Genomic DNA, 18,365 nt, shown 5'->3' on the forward strand with positions numbered 1-18,365 from the left:
CCTAGCCGCCCGCGCCTTTCGTTCCAACCCGCTCGCCTTCGGTGCCGGTTGCAAAGGGCGGGGCGCTTCGCCATAGGGCCAGCCGTCCTCCTCCCCGGGACCCGTTCACGCGAGTCATGAGGACACGAACATTATGGCAGAGATGATTACCCGCGCAGGCCTGTCGATAGACGGGCGGTTGGCGGATCTCCTCGAAACCGAAGTGCTGGCGCCGCTCGGCCGCGATCCGGAACGGTTCTGGCAAGGCTTCGCCAAGCTGCTGGCCGAGTTCGCGCCGCGCAATGCGGCCCTGCTCGAAAAGCGCGCGGACCTGCAGCGCACGATCGATGCCTGGCATGAGGAGCGGCGCGGCAGGGACCATGACGCCGCCGAATATCGGGCGTTTCTCGAGGAGATCGGATATCTCGTGCCCGAGCCGGGCGATTTTACGATCACGACCGAGAATGTCGATCCCGAGATCGCGACGATGGCCGGGCCGCAACTGGTGGTCCCGATCCTCAATGCGCGGTTCCTGCTGAACGCAGTCAATGCCCGCTGGGGCAGCCTGTACGATGCCTTTTACGGGACCGATGCGCTTGACGCTCCGCCTGCCCGTCCCGGTGGCTATGACGAGGAACGCGGCGCTGCCGTGATTGCCCGAGGCCGGGAATTTCTCGATGCGATGTTTCCGCTGAAGGATGGCAGCTGGAGTGACATTGCGGGCCCCGATGACATCGCGCTTGTTGATGAAACACAATACGCCGGCAGGACGCAAAATGGCCTGATGTTCGTCAACAATGGCCTTCATGTCGAATTGGTGTTGGATTCCACTACGCAGGTCGGCAAGTCCGACAGGGCTGGCATTTCCGATATCGTGATCGAGAGCGCGCTCACCACCATCGCCGATTGCGAGGATTCGGTCGCTGCGGTGGACGGCGAAGACAAGCTGCTCGCCTACACCAACTGGCTGGGCGTGATTCGGGGCGATCTGGAAGAGAGTTTCGAAAAGGGCGGGCGCACGTTCACGCGAAAGCTCGCGGGCGACAAGACGTTCTGCGCGCCCGACGGGACCGAGCACAACTTGCCGGGCCGCAGCCTGCTGTTCGTGCGCAATGTCGGGCACCTGATGACCAATCCGGCGATCCGTCTGCCCGATGGCTCCGAAGTGCCCGAAGGCCTGATGGACGCGGTTTTCACCAGCGCGATCAGTACATTGGATGTCGAAGGCCACGCGAAATACGGCAATAGCCGCCGCGGCAGCATCTACATCGTCAAGCCCAAGATGCACGGGCCCGAGGAATGCGCCTTCACCAACGACCTGTTCGATCGCGTCGAGGACCTGCTCGGCCTGCCGCGCCACACGATCAAGGTCGGCGTCATGGACGAGGAGCGCCGCACCAGCGCGAACCTGGCCGCCTGCATCCATGCGGTGAAGGACCGTATCGTCTTCATCAACACCGGCTTCCTCGACCGCACCGGGGACGAGATCCACACCTCGATGAAGGCGGGAGCGATGATGCGCAAGGGCGCGATGAAGGGCTCGGCCTGGCTCGAGGCCTACGAGGCGCGCAATGTCGCGATCGGCCTTCGCCACGGCCTTTCGGGCAAGGCGCAGATCGGCAAGGGGATGTGGGCCGCGCCCGATAGGATGGCCGAAATGATGGAACAGAAGATCGGCCACCTGCGCGCAGGGGCAAACACCGCCTGGGTCCCATCGCCCACCGCCGCGACGCTTCACGCGCTGCATTACCATGCCGAGAACGTATTCGAGATCCAGGCGCGCCTTCCCGAAGCGCCGGGCCTCGACGCGCTGCTGACCATTCCGCTCGCTGACGGTGTCAATTGGCCCGAAGACGAGCTCAAGGAAGAGCTCGACAACAATTGCCAGGGGCTATTGGGCTATGTCGTGCGCTGGATCGACCAGGGCGTGGGCTGTTCCAAGGTCCCGGACATCAACGATGTCGGCCTGATGGAGGACCGCGCGACCCTGCGCATTTCCTCGCAGCATATCGCCAACTGGCTCCAGCACGGGGTCGTCAGCGAGGATCAGGTGATGGATTCGCTCACCCGCATGGCCGCGAAGGTCGACGCGCAGAACGCGAACGACCCGCTCTATCGCCCGCTCATCGGCAACGAGGACGGCCCCGCCTTCAGCGCGGCGAAGGACCTCATCTTCAAGGGTGCCCAGCAGCCATCGGGCTACACCGAACCGCTGCTCCACCAGTGGCGGCAGGTCGCGAAGACCAGCTGATCCGTTTGTCGCATTCGTACAAAGTGATCCGCCGGCGGGCCGCTATTCTCAAGGCGATCGAACGGTGGAGGAGCGAATGCGGTTGTGGCGGACGGGCATTGTTGCGGTATTCTTGGCTGCGTCGGCCGCGGTCGGCGTTCTGCCCGCGCGCGCTCAGGACCAGCCGAAGAGGCCAACGATCGAACAATTGCTGGCTGCCTGCGACGAGACGGCTGACCTGCAGGACCGCAACCTGAAGGCCTGCACCGAGCTTGGCAGGCGCTATGTGGCCGGAGATGGCATCGCCATGGATTTCGAGGCAGCCAAGAAGTTTCTCTTCCCCGGCTGCTTCTCGGGTTCCGCGGAAATGGTGCCGAGAGCGTGTCACTATCTCGGGATGATGAGGGAGCAGGGTTTGGGATACCCGGAAGGAGACCCGAGATCCGAAGTGCTCTTCAGGAAGGCATGCGAGGCGAATTACGCGCGTTCCTGCGTGGCGATCGGGGCAAACAAGCGCGAGTCGCTAGGCGCGGCTGGAGTCTATGAATGGCTGGACAAGGCCTGCACGATCAGCGCTCGAGGGTGCTATCTCGCGACATCTGTGAAAATGCCGACTTACAAGACGCGGGCCTATCTCGAAAAGGCGTGCGAGGGCGATCTTGCCATAGGGTGCGCGAGCCTCGGCGCGCTCTATGAAACCGGGAAAGCCGGCAAGGGCGGTGCCGACACGGCGAAAGCCCGGGAATTGTATACGCGCGCCTGCGAGCTTGGCGAGCAGCGCGCATGCACGAGAGCGCTCGACCTCGAGGCGGGCGGCTAGGACGTCGCAGGAGGCGGGCCAAGTCAGTTAGCGCCGCGAGGAGCACCGGAACGAGGAGCGGTCGTGTTCGCAGGGCTTCATCGCTTTCGCGATCGCTACGCCCGCGAAAGGTAAGCGGCAGGAGGAGGAACGGATGAAAAGAGCGGCAGCAATTGGCGTCGCTGCGACGGCGGTGTTTGCCGGGCTGAGCGCCCCCACCATCGCCGAGCGGCCGGCTTTGCAGTCGGACATCGAACAGCTCGAAGCGGCCTGCGGCGGCCAATATGCCAAGCAGCGCGATACGCGGGCCTGCACGGAACTGGGACGCCGTCTTGCGAGCGGCGAGGGCGTGCCGAAGGACTTTGCGAGGGCGGAAGCGTTGTTCGTGAAGGGCTGTTTTTCGGGCAAGAACGAATTCGTTCCCGACGCCTGTTACTTCCTCGGAGCGATTTACGAGAACGGCCTTGCAGATGGCAAGAAGAAGCCACGAGAGGCCCAGACGCCCTATCGCATGGCATGCGAGGCGGATTATGCCGTTTCCTGCGTCGCGTTGGGAGGGGTCGTTGCAGGCCGTTCCGCGCGGGCGAAATGGTTCGACAAGGCGTGCGCCCTTGGCCCCGATCCCTGTGTTGCGGCCGGCGAGAAGGCGAAGCTCTGGCCGGAACAGCTCAAGTATTTCGGCATTGCGTGCGAGGGCGGCAATGCGCTCGGCTGCGCGCGGCTTGCGATCCTGCATCGCTTTGGACGCGGCACGCCGATCGACAAGGGCAAGGCGGCGGAATTGTTTGGGCGCTCATGTGCACTCGGTAATGCGAAGGCATGCGAAGACCGGGATGAATTACGCCGGGAAATCGCGCAGGAGGGTGCCTGATCCACCCCGGACCGGGCGAGCGACGCGCCTGCCCATGCCTCGGCGGAGCGTTTGGTAAGCGGGGTTGCAAGCGGAACAACTCGGCCGCCCGGGTCATTGGTCCGGGTGATGACCCAGGCGGAACTTCATGTCCTTGGCTATGGCGTTGCCCTGCTGTTCGCCTTCGGCCTTATCCACCTTCTCGGCCTCGAAGGCATCCGCTGGGCCAAGCCGCAGCGCCATCAGCACAGCCCCCTGGGTCTGCTGCTGACCTTCTGGGGGCTTGCGCTCCTCCACATGATCGAGATCGCGATCGCCGCCGTCGTCATCGCCACCCTGCTGGGCGAGCCGCAATACGGGATGCTGAGCGACGGGATGAACAGCAGCCTTGCGGCCGATTACCTCTATTTCGCCGGGATCAGCTTTTCCACGCTCGGCTATACCGGCATGGAGGCGCACGGGCCGATCCGGCTGATGGTGATGATGCTCTCGCTGTCGGGCTTCATGCTGATAACCTGGTCGGCGACCTTCATCTACACCATCTGGGGCGAGACCTTCAGGCAGTAAGGACGCGGGCGAGCGCGACGAATTCGACGACGCTCACCGTTTCGGCGCGGCGGGTCTCGTCGATGCCGAGCGTACCCAGCGCATCGAGCGCGCCGGGCACGCCTTTGAGGCTCTGGCGCAGCATCTTGCGGCGCTGGCCAAAGGCGGCTTCGGTGAGGCGTTCGACCATGCGTGCGGAGACCCCGGCGGGCATTTCGGCGGGCGTCACGTGGACCACTGCGCTCATCACCTTGGGCGGCGGGGTGAAGGCGCTGCGGTGGACCTTCATCGCAAGCTTCGCCCGGGCGCGCCACTGGGCGAGCACGGCAAGGCGGCCATAGGCGCCCGTACCCGGCGCGGCGACGATCCGCTCGGCCACCTCGCGCTGGAACATCAGCGTGAGCGAGGTCCATGCGGGCGGCCAGTCCTCGCCCGAGAGCCATTTCACGAACAGCGCCGTGCCGACATTATAGGGCAGGTTGGAAACCACCGCGAAGGGTTCGCCGCCCATGACAAGGGCGTGATCGAGCTTCATCGCGTCGCCTTCGATGACGGTGAGTTGCCCCGGAAAGGCTTCGCCGAGCTCTGCGAGAGCGGGGAGGCAGCGGCGGTCCATCTCGATCGCGGTGACGCGCGCCCCTGCGCGCAGCAGCGCGCGGGTGAGGCCACCGGGACCGGGGCCGACCTCGAGCACGGCCTTGTGTGAAAGATCGCCCGGTATCGCGGCGATGCGGGCGAGCAATTGCTCGTCCATGAGGAAGTTCTGCCCCATCGCTTTCGATGCCGAAAGGCCGTGGCGGGCGATCACCTCACGGATCGGGGGAAGGGGGGTCACGCCGCCGCCCGGACCGCTGCGCAGGTCGCCGCCATGCGGATGGCGGCAATCATCGCGCCGGGATCGGCGATCCCCTTGCCCGCGATGTCGAAAGCCGTCCCGTGGTCGGGCGAGGTGCGGATGATCGGCAGGCCGAGCGTGACGTTCACGCCCTCGTCGAATTCCAATGCCTTGAGCGGGATCAGCGCCTGATCGTGATACATGCACAGCGCCGCGTCATAGGTCCCGCGGACGCGCGAGGTGAACAGGGCGTCGCCGGGAACCGGGCCGGTGACGTCGAGCCCTTCGTCCGCGAGCGTGCGGATCGCGGGTTCGATGATCCGCGCTTCCTCGTCGCCGAACTTGCCCCCTTCGCCCGCGTGCGGGTTGAGCCCGGCGACGGCGAGGCGCGGGCGCTCGATCCCGAAATCGCGCGCCAGGCCGACGGCGACGATGCGCGCCTTGTGGACAATGAGGTCGGATGTGAGGAGTGACGGCACTTCGGCAAGCGCGCAGTGCACGGTCAGCGGCACGGTGCGCAAGCTCGGCCCGGCGAGCATCATCACCGCATCGCGATAGGGCAGGCGGCAGGCATCGGCGAGGAATTCGGTCTGGCCCGGATTGGCGAAGCCGACCTTGGCAAGCTCCGCCTTGGCGATGGGCGCGGTGACCAGCCCCGCCGCCACGTGCCCGAGCGCGAAACGGGTCGCATAGGCGAGCGAGGTCAGCGCGAGGCGCGCGCCCGCTTCCGACGGCTCACCCGGCGTGTAGGGCGCATCGAGCCCGGCCATGACCGGCAAGCCGGCGGAAAAGGCGAACAGCGCCTCGGTCGGCTCGGCGATGGGAACGATGGGGCAATCGAGCCCGCGCGCCTCGACCGCCGCGCGCAGCACCTCCGGCCCGCCGACAACGAAGAAGGGATGCGGCGCGCCGCCTGCGGGCGCGGTCCGGGCGCGCTGGACCCAGGCCTCGGCGATGATCTCCGGACCGATCCCGGCCGGATCGCCGAGCGCCAGCGCGATCGGGGCTTCGGGCGTCACCGGATCAGTTGTACTCGATATAGGCGTCGTTGCGCAGGTCGCGCAGGTAGCGCTGGGCGCGCTTGTTGATCCGCTCCTGCTCGATCTGGTCCATGATGTCGTCGAAGCTCGGCCCGCCGACCTGTTCCGGATCGTCGCGACCGCAGAGCATCAGCACCCGCACGCCTTCCTCCGGCGAGCCGAAGGGGGGGGTGGTCTGGCCGATCTGCAAGTTGAGGATGATCGCGCGCAGCTGTTCGGGCAGGTTCGCCGCGCGGATCTGGTCATTCGAGACGACCGTCGCGCCGAGCACGTCGCGCGCGCTTTCGGCATCGGCGCAACTGCGCAGGTTGCCCACGAATTGCGCGAACTGGTTTACCTTGGCCTCCGCCGCCTCCTGCGACACGTCGGGCTCGAAACTGATCGCGATCTGCTTCAGGCTGAGCAGGGCATCGGCGGGGTCGGCCATGGCGACCTTGCGCTTGTTGATAAGGTAGATGATCGAGAATCCGCCAGGGATCTCGATCGGGCCGTTCAATTGCCCCGGCTGCATCCGTTGCAGCTGGGCATCGAGCGCGGGAGGCAACTGGCCAAGCCTGATCCAGCCCAGATCGCCGCCGACAACGGCGGTGGTGGCTTCGGAGAATTGGCGGGCATAGGCGACGAAACTGCCACCCTGGCGCAACTGCTCCATGATGCGCTGGGCGTTCTGGAGCACGGCGGCGCGGTTTTCCTGAGTGGCGGAGAGATAGATCTCGCCGACCCGGTATTCGTCCTGACCGCGCGATTCCTCGAGCCTTTCGAGCACGTCGTTGACCTCTTCGGCCGAGACGTTGACGAAGGGCATGATGTTACGCCGCAGGAGATTTTCCCACGCGATCTCGCCTTCGATCTGGCGCTTGAGCGCGGCGGGCGAGGAACCGATCGAGACCAGGTATTCGGCCATCTTCTCGGGTTCCTGTCCGAAATTCTGGGCTGCGAGCTGGGCATAGGTCTGTTCCACCTCGGCCCGGCTGACCGGCATTTCGAGCGCTTCGGAAGCCTGGATCTTGAGCGTTTCGTCGATCAGGTTGCGCAGGACCTGCACGCGCAGGCGTTCCAGCTCCTGGTCGGACACCTCGGTCTCGGAGGCGGAGGTGACAAGCGCGACACGCTGTTCGATATCGGTCCCGGTGATGACATAGCCGTTGACCACCGCGGTCGCGGTGCGGGTGTCCGGGTTTTCCTTGCCGAGGATCTGGATGTCATCGGGAATGCCGAAGGGATTGTCTGCGGTCGGCACCGCCACCGTCTGAGCGGCTGCGGGCACGAGCGGTGCGGCGACGAGCACTGCCGAGCTGATAGCGGCACAGATTGTTTTCATCATGGTCTTCGAAATCACGCGCTTGTTCCGTCCTTATTCGTCGGCGAGCGGCGGCCCCACGCCCTATTCGCCGGTCGTTTTCCCTGCCTAAGCCGGGCTGAACCTGCGCTGAGTGAAAAGCTCTCGGCCCGGTTTTTCGGCCCGTGCATCGTCCGTTTCGCGGGCGCATGTAGCCCTTTTTTGCGCCGCTGCCAATTCGCCCGCGGGCTACCGGAAGCCGAGATTCCTGAGGGCGAAGAACAGCTGGAAGGAATTGCCCCGCGCCGCATCCCCGGCCGTGATGAAATCGCGTCGCCAAGTAAAGCCGAATTCGAGACATTCGTCCTGGTAGGAAACGCCCAGCCGCGTGCGGATAGGTTCGAACCCGTCGGGGGCGAAAACCGGGTCTTCCTCGGCGCTGGTGAGGTTGAACACGCCCGATCCGAACACCGCCCAGTTATTGGCGAAGGCGACTCGCGCTGCGGCGCGGAACTCCTCGCGGTCCTGCAAGTCCTCCACGGTCTGGATGTCGCGATTGAGGCGCAGGTAGCCGACCTCGAGATAGGTCCGGCGCGACCCGATTGCGGCATCGATCTCGTTGCGGCGGAAGGCAAGATTGTCCTTGTCGAGCCGGAAGCGGTGCGTGAAGGCGAGGAAATCGCGATAGCGCACCTCGGTCCGGCCCACGAAATCCGACACGCGTTCCGACAGGCCCGTGCCGTCGGGGAAGATCTCGTCCTTCTCTTCGAGCCTGTAGGACTGGCCGACTGTGGTCTTGACCCGCCAGCCGGGCTTCTGCAGCTCCCAGTCCAGGCCCCAGGTGATCCGCGTCCCGTCCTCGACCCTGTCGTAGCCGGGAAAGCGGTTAAGGGCGAAAAGGTTGGAGTCCTCCAGATCGATCGCGCGTGCGTCCTCGTTGGGCACGGCGAGGTTTTCGATCGAGGGACTTGCGACCAACTGCAGCCGGGGCTTGAGTACCTGTGTCCCGCCGAAGGCTTCGCCCACGAAAGGCCATTCGATGTCGATCGCCCCGATCGCGATCCCGCGCCCGGTCCAGCCTTCATTGCCGCGATAGATCTCGGTCAGGGTCGAGCGGGTGTTCGAGGTGTGATAGACATCCCCGCGCGCCAGCGCGCTGAAGGTTACGACCTGACCGAGCCCGGTCATCGTCCTGAGATCCCAGCGCGCCCCGGCAAAGGCGCGCTGGGTGTCCTGTCCATCGGTCCGCAGCAGCGCGAGCGTGTTCGCCTGAAGCTGGATTTCCCCGCCCAGCAGCGGGTCTTCGAGAATGCGGCGATAATCGAATGCGGGCAGTGCGATGGGGATCTGCCCCTGCCGGGCATTGATCCGCAGCGTCTGCGTCGCCCATCCCGCAAGGCTGAGGTAGGAATCCTCGTCAATCCGCTCGATATTCACTGTCGAGCGCAGCCGGTCGTCGCGGCTGAGATCGTAGCGGCGCAGGAAAGTCCGGTCGCTCGCGGCCCGGATCGAACCGGTCAGGCTCCAGTGCTCGGTGAACTGGAACCGGCCATTGGCGAACAGGTAACCGCGCGGGTCGCTTTCGGTCGTGGCCTGTCCGGTCAGGTCGGCGACACGGCTGCTCTGGGTCAGGTAGCCGGTCACCTGGTAGGCGCCCGTCCCGGTCAGGTGGCGCCATTCGGCGCTCACCATCGGCGCGACCGCAGAAAAGACATAGGCGCCCAGCCTCAGATCCTTGTTGTCTGCCAGGCGCCAGTAATAATCGCCCGACAATTCGAGCCCGTTGACCTGCGTCACGCGGATGTTCGGCACGAGAAAGCCGGACACCGCCTCACCGTCGGTGTTGAGCGAAAGGCCCGGCAGGGGCAGGATCCGTGCCCCGAACAATTCGAGCATGGCACCGCGAAAGCGCACCCGCGCCTCGTCCGGATCATAGATCACACGGTCGGCGGTGATGCGCCAGCTCGGATCCTTCGCGCAGCCGTCTTCGCCGGTCACCGGACAGGCCGTGTAGGCCGCCCGGTCGAGCAGAATGGTCCCGTCGTCGGCGCGGCTGGCCGAGCGGGCGGCAAGCCGTCCCCCGGCGCGCAGGGCGATGAGCAATTCCTCCATCGCGCCCGCTTCGAATTCGTCGGTCAACTCGATCTGGTCGGTGAACAGCTGGTTGCCGGTTTCATCGACGAAACGGATATTGCCGGTCGCGACGATGCGCCCGCTGTCGCGATACCAAACGACCTCGTCCGCGCGCACCGAGCGGTCTTCGCTGCGCAGCACGACCTCGCCGCTCGCAGTAACGATTTCGGCCTCGCTGTTATAGGCGAGCCGGTCGGCCTCGAACGCGAGGATCCGATCCTCGCCGACCAACTCCTCGCGCGATTGCGGGGCGGCGGGCAGGTCGAGCGGCGGGCCCTCGGCCTGCTCTGCCGAGGCAAGCAGGGGAGCAGGCACCGGATCGAGCACGGGATCGAGAGCCGCCGCCGGACTTGCCGGCACCAATGCTGCCGACCCGAACCCGCCCATCACGCACGCACGCAGCAGCGGCAGCGGGGAGGCGGCGCGGCGCAGCCGGGCGCGCGTCGCGCCGGGCGCGGCGATGCGCGCGTGCCCCGTGAAACCTGCCGTCATGCCTTGCCTATTGCACCGCTGGAGCCTAATCGCAATCGCCATTCAAGGCCCGGTCCGGCCACCGATCAGCCGCCCGCCATCGCGCTCTGCCTTGCGGGAGCGATCAGCTGTTTCGCGCGTTCGTCCGGCCGAGCCCAGAACTGCATTTCCGCCCGCCCGGAAGCATCCGGGAGGCCAAGTCGGGAGACCCCATGAAGATTCGTTTCAGCGACAACCCGCCCTCCAATGTCCGGCTCTATGCCCGTATCCTCAACCAGGGCGACATGCCTGCCGACCTCGATGCCGCGCTGGTCGACGGAGCCAATGCGGCGCGGTTCAAGGGGAGCGCGGGACAGGTCTTCGAAACCTTCTCCATGGAGGATGGCGCGCTGCGTCGGATCGCGCTCGCCGGAGCGGGCGAAACCGATGGCAGCAAGCGGCGGCTCGATATCGAAAAGGCGGGCGCCGCGCTCAGTGCCAAATATCTCGCCTCGGGCGAGACCGACATGGTGATCGATCTCGGCCATGCGGATCTTTCGGGCGAGGAGGCGGCGGCGGCGCTGCTCGGCCTGCGGCTGCGCGCATGGCGGATGGATACCTATCGCACCAAGCTTCCCGCCGACAAGCGGCCGAGCCTCCACACGGTCCATGTCGTCGGAGCGCCGGACGGTACCAAAGACGCCTGGGCCGAGGCCGAGGCGGTTGCCAAGGGGGTCGAATTCACGCGCACCCTCGTCACCGAACCGGCCAACAAGCTCTATCCCGAAAGCTTCGTCGCGATGTGCGAGGAAGCGTTCAAGGATACCGGCGCACAGTTGGTCGTGCTTGACAATGCGGCGATGGAAAAGCTCGGCATGGGCGCGCTGCTCGGTGTCGGGCAGGGATCGGACCAGCCGAGCCGGATCCTCGCCATCCGCTGGAACGGCGGGGCCGAGAGCGAAAAACCGACCGTTTTCGTCGGCAAGGGCGTGACCTTCGATACGGGCGGCATCTCGCTGAAACCGCCGCCCGGCATGGAAGACATGAAATGGGACATGGGCGGTGCCGGTGCGGTCGCGGGCGCGATGCTGGCGCTGGTCGGGCGCAAGGCGAAGGCGAACGTGATCGGCGTGGTCGGCCTCGTCGAGAACATGCCCGACGGCAAGGCCCAGCGTCCCGGCGATATCGTCACGACGATGAGCGGCCAGACGGTCGAGGTGCTCAACACCGATGCCGAAGGCCGGCTGGTGCTGTGCGACGCGCTGCACTGGGCGCAGGAGGAATTCGATCCCGCGCGCATCGTCGACCTCGCCACCCTGACCGGTGCGATGATCATCGCGCTCGGCAACGAGCATGGCGGGATGTTCGCCAATGACGACACGCTCGCCGGCCAGCTGGCCTGCGCGGGCGAAGGCGTCGGCGACAAGCTGTGGCGGCTGCCGCTCGCCCCGGCCTACGACAAGCTGATCGATTCGCCGATCGCCGACATGAAGAATGTGGGGCCCCGCGAGGCCGGTTCGATCACCGCGGCGCAGTTCCTCCAGCGCTTTATCAAGAAGGGCACGCCCTGGGCGCATCTCGATATTGCCGGGATGGTCTGGTCGACCAAGCCCGGCCATACGTGGGACAAGGGCGCGACCGGATACGGCGCGCGCCTGCTCGACCGCTTCGTGAAGGAAACCGTGGAGCAATAGCCCTTGGCGAAGATGCGCCGGAAAGCCGACTTGCCGACGAAGACCTGCGCGGCCTGCGGCCTGCCCTTCACCTGGCGCAAGAAATGGGCGCGCGACTGGGAGAACGTGCGCTATTGTTCCGAACGGTGCAGGCGCGGCAAGGGGCAGGGCGGCCATGCGACAGGCGGCACGGCGTCATGAAAGTCGATTTCTGGCAGCTTTCGCGCGATCCGCCCCCCCGGGTCGTGGCGCTCATCGCAGCGCGTGTCCTCGCGCAGGGCGAACGCCTGCTGGTCGTCAGCGACGATGCCGAACAGCGCCAGCTCATCGCCAATGCGCTGTGGGACGCCTCGCCCGAGAGCTTCCTTGCAAACGGCCACGCCGGCGACACCGGGCAGGAGCGGCAGCCGATCCTGCTCTCCGCCGAGCCGGTCGCGCCCAACGGGGCCAGCCACGTGGTCTTCGCCGACGGCATTTGGCGCGAATGCGAAGGATTCTCCCGGCTCTTCCTGCTTTTCGGCGAGGACACCATCGAGGCCGCGCGCGCGACGTGGCGTGCGCTCGACGGGCCGGTCGGGGTGGAGCGTTCCTTCTACCGCCAGGAGGGCGGAAAGTGGCGCAGGGTCGCGTGAGCCCTTGCACCCGATCGTGGCAGGGGCGATGCTCCGCCTTGGGCAGACGCGCCCATGGGAGGGGACAATGCAGGGAACACGGATCCTGACGGCGCTCGGACTTGCGCTGGTGCTGGCATCCTGCGGCGGGGCGCAGGAAAGCGGCGAATTCACGAGCGACGAGGGCAAGACGGGGGAATACACGATCGACCGTGAAACGGGCGAGGCGCGCATGTCGCTCGAGACGGAGGAGGGCACGGCCACGCTGCGTTCGGGCAAGGACGTGCCGGTCGAACTGCCGCCGGGCTTTTCACTCCATCCCGGAACGCGCGTGATCTCGAACTCGGTCATCGCCCAGGGCGAACGGACCGGCAGCATGATCCTTTTCGAAAGCGATGCCGCGCCCAAAGAGGTGATCGCCCATTATCGGGCACAGGCCGAAGCCGCAGGGGTCGAATTGCAGATGGATGCGACAATGGGCGAGACACTGATGCTGGCGGGAGAAAACGAGGTCGAGAGCCTCGCTTTCCAGGTCAGCGCCAACGTCTCCGGCGACACGACGAGCGGACAGCTCTTCATCGGTCGGCTGCCCGAATAGGCACCGAGACCGGCCCGGCGACCGCATCGGGCTTGAACTGGCGCGCGGCCGGGGCTAAGCGCGCGCCGAACCCGGCCGGGCGAGCCTGTCCCGCGCCGCTTCTCCTCCCTTTCGCCCGTCAGGGCCCCTTTTTCTAGTTCAAGGAACACCAAGCATGGCGGTCACCCGCACCTTTTCGATCATCAAACCCGATGCCACCAAGCGCAACCTGACCGGCGCGGTCACCAAGATGCTGGAAGAGGCTGGCCTGCGCGTCGTCGCTTCCAAGCGCATCCGCATGACCCGCGAACAGGCCGAAGGCTTCTACGCGGTCCACAAGGAGCGCCCCTTTTTCGGCGAACTGGTCGATTTCATGATGAGCGAACCCGTCGTCGTGCAGGTCCTCGAGGGCGAGGACGCGGTCAAGCGCAACCGCGACGTGATGGGCGCAACCAACCCGGCCGAAGCCGCCGAGGGCACGATCCGCAAGGAATTCGCGCTGTCGATCGGCGAGAACACCGTCCACGGCTCGGACAGCGAAGAGAACGCCAAGATCGAGATCGACTTCTTCTTCAGCGAAGACGAGATCGTCGGCTGAACCCGCTTTCCTGCCGCAGGACAGGGCCGTCCGCGCGGGGCGGCCCATTTTGCATGCGCTTTACCCCGCCCGCCGTTCGGCAAAGCGGGCGAGCTGGGCGGAGTGATCGCGGTGCGACCCGCGCGCGCTCTCGTCCATCATTGCCCGCATCGCAACCAGCGCACGCTCCGTCAGCGTCAGGCCGAGGTCGGCATAAGTGCGCCGGATCGAGGCTTCCCAGTCTTCATTGAGCGCATCGAAGTCCAGCCGTGTTACCGGTCCGTCCCAATTGCCCAGCGCCTCTGCCATGCGCGCCTCGCGCATGGCGATCTTGTGCCGCCACAGCGCCTCGATCCGGGCAAGGTCGCAGCTGTCCGACTGGATCGCCATCTGGTTCGCCGCCAGCGAGACCGCGCTTTTCAGCACCGCCTCCCGGTCTCGTTCGGCGATCACCAGCCGGGCATCGGGGAATTCGCCGAGCAGCGTGGCGAGATCCTCTGCAAATGCCGGCACTTTCATCACCCGCGGCCGTCCCGCATTGCCGCGATGGGCGGCGTCGGTCCGCAGGACACGCGCGAATTCGCGGTAGATCGGTGCGGGATCGCGGGCCTCGCTCCAGGCCGAAAAGCTGGGGATATGCCACTGCGATTCGTAGATCGAATGGTGCAGCGCGGCCGAGATCCAGGCGAGTTCCTCCTCCGCCCTTGCAGGCGCCATCGGGTGGATCGATTGCAGCCACGGATTGAGCGCGCCGAGCAGGGCGAGGTCGAGCGCGCTCTTCGCGCGGTTCACGCCGAAGCGCGAGGGGACCGGGTGATAGGCATCGCAATAGCGGGTGTGCGAATGGGCCGGGTCGGCGGCAAGCAGCTTGTGGATGCGGGTCGTGCCCGAACGCATGTGACCGATGACGATGATCGGGGGGGCGAGGGGGGTCTCGGCCATGGCCGGCCGCCGCGCCCATAGTGCGCCGAGCCGCAGGCGATTGCGCACCACCCTTACGAGCTGGCCGTGCGCCATGGCCCGGCCGAGCGGGTTCAGGTCGGCTTCCTCGCGCACGGCGGCGGCGAGCCTCTCGAAGCGTTCGCGGAAATCGGCCACCTCTCCCGCGCCCCGCCCGGCATGTTCGGCCGTCTCGGCCAAAGCACCAAGCGGCCTTGCGGCGATCTGCCAGATCTCCTGTGCGACGAGGGACGGTTCGGGCAGCCGGCGCTTCTGCCAGGCGCTCCCGAGCAGGGCGCTGGCCCTTTCGGCAAGCGGCGAGCGCGCCAGCGGGTGGTCGCGCGGCGGAACGCCCATCACACCGCATCCACCGCAAGGCGCAGCTTTGCCAGCCGCGTGGGCGCGACGCTGCGCCAACTGCGCTCGAGCCATTCGCCGACATGCGCCCAGTCGAGCCCCGGCCGGTCGAGGATTACGCCGACCCACCCGCTCGCCCCGTAATAGGCGGGCTTGAAATAGCTTTCGGGCTGGCTTTCGACGAGGTTGAGCAATTCGTCCATCCCGCTCGTCCTGACCAGCAGGGCGACATGTCCGCTGCCATGGTGACGGTCGGTGAAATGGGCGAAAAACCGGCCCGATTTTTCCGAGCCTACCCGAAAGCCCGGAGCGCCGTGGCTTTCGCGCTCGTGCGTTTCGGGCAGGGCAAGGGCCAGCGCGCGGACCCGCGCCAGCAGGTGCGCCGGATCGCGCCCGCGCGAAACATAGTCGGCGAGCGCGCGCGGATAGAGCTGGTGCTCGGCCAGCCGGACCCGCTCGGCGAGGCTCGCGGGCGTGTCTTGCGGATCGATGCGAACCTGCGCTTGCGCCAGCACCTCGCCCGAATCGAGTTCGTTCGTCACGAGGTGGACGCTCGCCCCGGCATGGCTGTCCCCCGCTTCGATCGCGCGGGCATAGGTGTCCAGCCCCTTGTATTTCGGCAGCAGCGAGGGGTGTATGTTGAGCATCCGGCCTTCCCAGCGCGTCACGAACTCCTCGGACAGGATGCGCATGTAGCCCGCAAGGACGATGTAATCCGCCCCGGCTTCTCGCGCCGCGGTTTCCATCGCTTCGTCCTGCACTGCGCGGCTGATGCCCTTGTGCGAATGGGCGAAGGTCGCCACGCCCTCGAGCCGGGCCAGCGCGAGCCCCTCGGCCTCGGGATTGTTGCTGGCGACGAGCACCACCTCGTAGCGCGCGCCCGGAAGGCGGCTGGCATAAAGCATCGCGGCCATGTTGGTCCCCGCGCCCGAGATGAAGATCGCGACCTTCGCCCGGGATCGGGTTGCCTCAGGCATGATGGCCCGCTTCGAAAGCCTCGCGCGCGCTCCACGTGCCGCGGCTGCCACTGACGGTGCAGCCGCGCGGGCCCGCGACGATACCGCCCACCCGGTGCGCGACTTCGCCCGCCGCCACAAGCCGCTCGATGACCTTGTCGGCCTTGTCCGGTGCGACCGCGAGCACCATGCCGAGGCCACAATTGAACGTCCGCGCGAGTTCCTCCGGCTCGATGTTGCCCTGGGCCTGGAGGAAGGCCATCAGCTCCGGCTGTTCCCAGCTGTCGGCATCGAGCCGTGCATGCGCGCCTTCGGGAAGCATCCGCGGAATGTTTTCGAGCAAACCGCCGCCGGTGATATGGGCAAGCGCATTGACGTAACCCTCTCGGATAAGCGGGAGCAGGCTTGCGACATAGATGCGCGTCGGTTCGATCAGCGCGTCGATAAGCAGGCGATCGCGATCGAAGACGGCCGGGCGATCCATCCTCCAGCCGAAATCGGCAGCGAGCCGACGGACCAGCGAATAGCCGTTCGAATGGACGCCCGAGGAAGCGAGGCCGATCAGCACGTCGCCCGGTGCGACCCGCTCGCCAGTGAGCTGCTCCCCACGCTCGACCGCGCCCACGCTGAAACCCGCAAGGTCGTAGTCGCCGGGCGCATACATTCCCGGCATCTCGGCCGTCTCCCCGCCGATCAACGCGCATCCGGCTTGCGTGCAGCCCTCGGCGATCCCGGCGATCACGCGCTCTGCGACACCCTCCTCGAGCTTGCCGGTCGCGAAATAGTCGAGGAAAAAGAGCGGCTCGGCACCCTGGACGACAAGATCGTTGACGCACATCGCGACAAGGTCGATTCCGACGCTGTCGTGCCGGTCGTGCTCGATCGCGAGCTTCAGCTTGGTCCCGACCCCGTCATTCGCCGCGACCAGCAAGGGGTCCGCATAACCCGCCGCCCTGGGATCGAAGAACCCTCCGAATCCGCCCAGCTCGCCGGAGGCTCCGGGCCGCGCGGTCGTCCTGGCGAGCGGGGCTATCGCCTTGACGAGACGATTGCCCGCCTCGATCGAGACGCCGGCTTGTTCATAGGTATAGGGGCTGTCGGAGGGTCGGGGCGGCTCGCTCATGCCCGTTCCTTAACCTTTCGCGCTTGGAATTCCACTCACCTTTGGGCAAAAGCGCGCTGGCTTTCCACCATGGTTGTGTTGTCTCCCATCCTGAACCGGCCCCGAGCCGGGATGCCGCTCCCTCCGCGCGGCTGGCTGCGCCATGTGGTCGCCGTGTTCGGCGCGCTTGCGCTGCTCGCCGGTGGCTATGCGTTGGTCCTGGCGCAGGTCTCCGGCGAACGCGGCATCGCGCCGACGGCCTCGAGCGCCGATATCGAAGTGCGCGGGATCGAGGTCGACGTCACTGGCGATACGGGCGAGGAAGCACGCCAGCAGGCCTGGCGCGAGGCCCAGCGCAAGGCATGGGACAAGGTCGGCGGTCCCGAAATCTCCGACGGCCAGCTATCCTCGATGGTTTCCGCGATCGTGATCGAGCGGGAAAATATCGGTCCCGAGCGGTATATCGCGACCCTTGGCGTGGTGTTCGACCGGCAGCGCGCGGGCCGCTATCTCGGCGGGCAGTCGCAGCAACGCGCCTCGGCACCAATGCTGCTCATCCCCGTCCTCGCCAGTGCAGGAAGCTATACAACCTTCGAACGGCGCAATGAATGGCAGCGCGCCTGGGCCGAGTTCAATCCGGGAACCAGCCGGATCGATTATGTCCGGCCGAGCGGTGCGGGGGGCGATTCGCTGCTGATCAATTTCGGCCAGACTGCGCGGCGCAGCCGGGCCTGGTGGCGCACGACGCTCGACCAGTACGGTGCGGCCGATGCTCTCGTGGCCGTGGCGCGGATCGACTACCAGTTCCCCGGCGGCCCCGCGCGCGGCATATTCACGGCGCGCTATGGCCCCGACAGCACGTTTCTCGGCGAATTCGAGCTCGCGGCGCAAAGCCCCGAGGATGTCCCGGCCATGCTGGCCGAGGCGGTTCGCCGTTTCGACCGGATGTTCGAGGGAGCGCTCGAAGAGGGCAAGCTCAAGCCCGACCCGACGCTGGAGGGCGGCGATACGGGCGACATCGACCCCGTGCTGCTCCGCCTGATCGAGATCGGGCGTGCGGTCCGGCAGCGTGATGCGGCAGCGGAGGAAGCGGGCGCGCAACAGGCGGGGACGCCTGCCCGACCCGAGGACGGCACGACCGAGACCGGGAATGTACCCGAGCCGACCGAGACCGAAGCCCCGGCGCGCGCGATCACGGTGCAATTCGCAACCCCCGATGCGGGCGCCTTCGATGCGACGCTCTCCGCCATGCGCGGGGTTCCGGGCGTGCGTTCCCTTGCCGTGACCAGCACCGCTATGGGTGGGACTTCGGTGATGAGCGTGCGCTATGCGGGCAGTCTCGACGAGCTTGCCGAGGCTCTTGTTCAGCGCGGTTTTGCGGTCAATCGCGGCGCGGGCGCGCTCGCCATCAGCCGCTGAGCGGGGCGTGTAC

General features: G+C 66.5%; 17 protein-coding genes. 10 read left to right on the plus strand and 7 right to left on the minus strand.

The annotated features are described in order from the left end of the window. The first annotated feature begins 133 nt into the window (after positions 1 to 133). From RIB52_RS06545 to RIB52_RS06560, 4 genes are all read left to right on the plus strand, one after another. Positions 134 to 2,230: a malate synthase G gene (locus RIB52_RS06545; RefSeq protein ID WP_350174153.1), complete on the plus strand. Its 2,097-nt coding sequence runs from the start codon at positions 134 to 136 to the stop codon at positions 2,228 to 2,230. Between the two features lie 82 nt (positions 2,231 to 2,312). Continuing rightward, positions 2,313 to 3,029: a tetratricopeptide repeat protein gene (locus tag RIB52_RS06550; RefSeq protein ID WP_350174154.1), complete on the plus strand. Its 717-nt coding sequence runs from the start codon at positions 2,313 to 2,315 to the stop codon at positions 3,027 to 3,029. 133 nt (positions 3,030 to 3,162) lie between these two features. Continuing rightward, a complete protein-coding gene (locus tag RIB52_RS06555; RefSeq protein ID WP_350174155.1) occupies positions 3,163 to 3,879 on the plus strand; it encodes a tetratricopeptide repeat protein in 717 nt (238 codons plus the stop codon). 108 nt (positions 3,880 to 3,987) lie between these two features. Next, the gene (locus tag RIB52_RS06560) at positions 3,988 to 4,425 is read left to right on the plus strand and encodes an ion channel (protein WP_350174156.1); all 438 of its coding nucleotides are present in this window, start codon (positions 3,988 to 3,990) and stop codon (positions 4,423 to 4,425) included. Here RIB52_RS06560 and rsmA read toward each other — a convergent pair. From rsmA to RIB52_RS06580, 4 genes are all read right to left on the minus strand, one after another. Further along, positions 4,415 to 5,239: a 16S rRNA (adenine(1518)-N(6)/adenine(1519)-N(6))-dimethyltransferase RsmA gene (rsmA, locus tag RIB52_RS06565; protein WP_350174157.1), complete on the minus strand. Its 825-nt coding sequence runs from the start codon at positions 5,237 to 5,239 to the stop codon at positions 4,415 to 4,417. The two genes, RIB52_RS06560 and rsmA, sit on opposite strands and share 11 nt — an antisense overlap. Next, positions 5,236 to 6,258, minus strand: a complete 1,023-nt coding sequence (gene pdxA / locus RIB52_RS06570; protein ID WP_350174159.1) for a 4-hydroxythreonine-4-phosphate dehydrogenase PdxA — start codon at positions 6,256 to 6,258, stop codon at positions 5,236 to 5,238. The genes rsmA and pdxA overlap by 4 nt, the downstream gene beginning before the upstream one ends. Positions 6,259 to 6,262: 4 nt before the next feature. Next, positions 6,263 to 7,603 carry a peptidylprolyl isomerase gene (locus RIB52_RS06575; RefSeq protein ID WP_350174161.1) on the minus strand — a complete coding sequence of 447 codons (1,341 nt, stop codon included), beginning with the start codon at positions 7,601 to 7,603 and terminating at the stop codon, positions 6,263 to 6,265. Positions 7,604 to 7,807: 204 nt separating this feature from the next. Next, a complete protein-coding gene (locus RIB52_RS06580) occupies positions 7,808 to 10,183 on the minus strand; it encodes an LPS-assembly protein LptD (protein WP_350174163.1) in 2,376 nt (791 codons plus the stop codon). Between the two features lie 191 nt (positions 10,184 to 10,374). Here RIB52_RS06580 and RIB52_RS06585 point away from each other — a divergent pair, with 191 nt between their 5' ends. The 5 genes from RIB52_RS06585 to ndk all read left to right on the plus strand — a co-directional run bounded on the left by RIB52_RS06585 (position 10,375) and on the right by ndk (position 13,600). Then, entirely contained in the window at positions 10,375 to 11,835 is a 1,461-nt protein-coding gene (locus tag RIB52_RS06585) for a leucyl aminopeptidase (RefSeq protein WP_350174165.1), read from the plus strand. Positions 11,836 to 11,847: 12 nt separating this feature from the next. Beyond that, positions 11,848 to 12,015, plus strand: coding sequence for a DUF2256 domain-containing protein (locus RIB52_RS06590; RefSeq protein WP_350174167.1), 168 nt, complete (start codon positions 11,848 to 11,850; stop codon positions 12,013 to 12,015). Beyond that, positions 12,012 to 12,446, plus strand: a complete 435-nt coding sequence (locus RIB52_RS06595; protein WP_350174169.1) for a DNA polymerase III subunit chi — start codon at positions 12,012 to 12,014, stop codon at positions 12,444 to 12,446. The genes RIB52_RS06590 and RIB52_RS06595 overlap by 4 nt, the downstream gene beginning before the upstream one ends. Before the next feature lie 67 nt (positions 12,447 to 12,513). Continuing rightward, the gene (locus RIB52_RS06600) at positions 12,514 to 13,023 is read left to right on the plus strand and encodes a hypothetical protein (RefSeq protein ID WP_350174171.1); all 510 of its coding nucleotides are present in this window, start codon (positions 12,514 to 12,516) and stop codon (positions 13,021 to 13,023) included. A gap of 154 nt (positions 13,024 to 13,177) precedes the next feature. After that, positions 13,178 to 13,600, plus strand: coding sequence for a nucleoside-diphosphate kinase (gene ndk, locus RIB52_RS06605; protein ID WP_350174173.1), 423 nt, complete (start codon positions 13,178 to 13,180; stop codon positions 13,598 to 13,600). 60 nt (positions 13,601 to 13,660) lie between these two features. Here ndk and RIB52_RS06610 read toward each other — a convergent pair whose 3' ends face one another. The 3 genes from RIB52_RS06610 to purM are packed head-to-tail and all read right to left on the minus strand — an operon-like array spanning position 13,661 to position 16,954. Beyond that, positions 13,661 to 14,875 carry a sulfotransferase gene (locus RIB52_RS06610; protein WP_350174175.1) on the minus strand — a complete coding sequence of 405 codons (1,215 nt, stop codon included), beginning with the start codon at positions 14,873 to 14,875 and terminating at the stop codon, positions 13,661 to 13,663. After that, a complete protein-coding gene (purN, locus tag RIB52_RS06615; protein WP_350174177.1) occupies positions 14,875 to 15,852 on the minus strand; it encodes a phosphoribosylglycinamide formyltransferase in 978 nt (325 codons plus the stop codon). The genes RIB52_RS06610 and purN overlap by 1 nt, the downstream gene beginning before the upstream one ends. Continuing rightward, positions 15,845 to 16,954 (minus strand): phosphoribosylformylglycinamidine cyclo-ligase, encoded by a 1,110-nt coding sequence (purM, locus tag RIB52_RS06620; protein ID WP_350174179.1) that lies wholly within the window; start codon positions 16,952 to 16,954, stop codon positions 15,845 to 15,847. The genes purN and purM overlap by 8 nt, the downstream gene beginning before the upstream one ends. A 111-nt stretch (positions 16,955 to 17,065) precedes the next feature. Here purM and RIB52_RS06625 point away from each other — a divergent pair, with 111 nt between their 5' ends. Further along, the gene (locus RIB52_RS06625; RefSeq protein WP_350174181.1) at positions 17,066 to 18,352 is read left to right on the plus strand and encodes a heavy-metal-associated domain-containing protein; all 1,287 of its coding nucleotides are present in this window, start codon (positions 17,066 to 17,068) and stop codon (positions 18,350 to 18,352) included. The last annotated feature ends 13 nt before the right edge of the window (positions 18,353 to 18,365 follow it).

This window comes from Erythrobacter sp. (genome assembly GCF_040217515.1).
In the GTDB taxonomy this organism is placed as follows: domain Bacteria; phylum Pseudomonadota; class Alphaproteobacteria; order Sphingomonadales; family Sphingomonadaceae; genus Erythrobacter.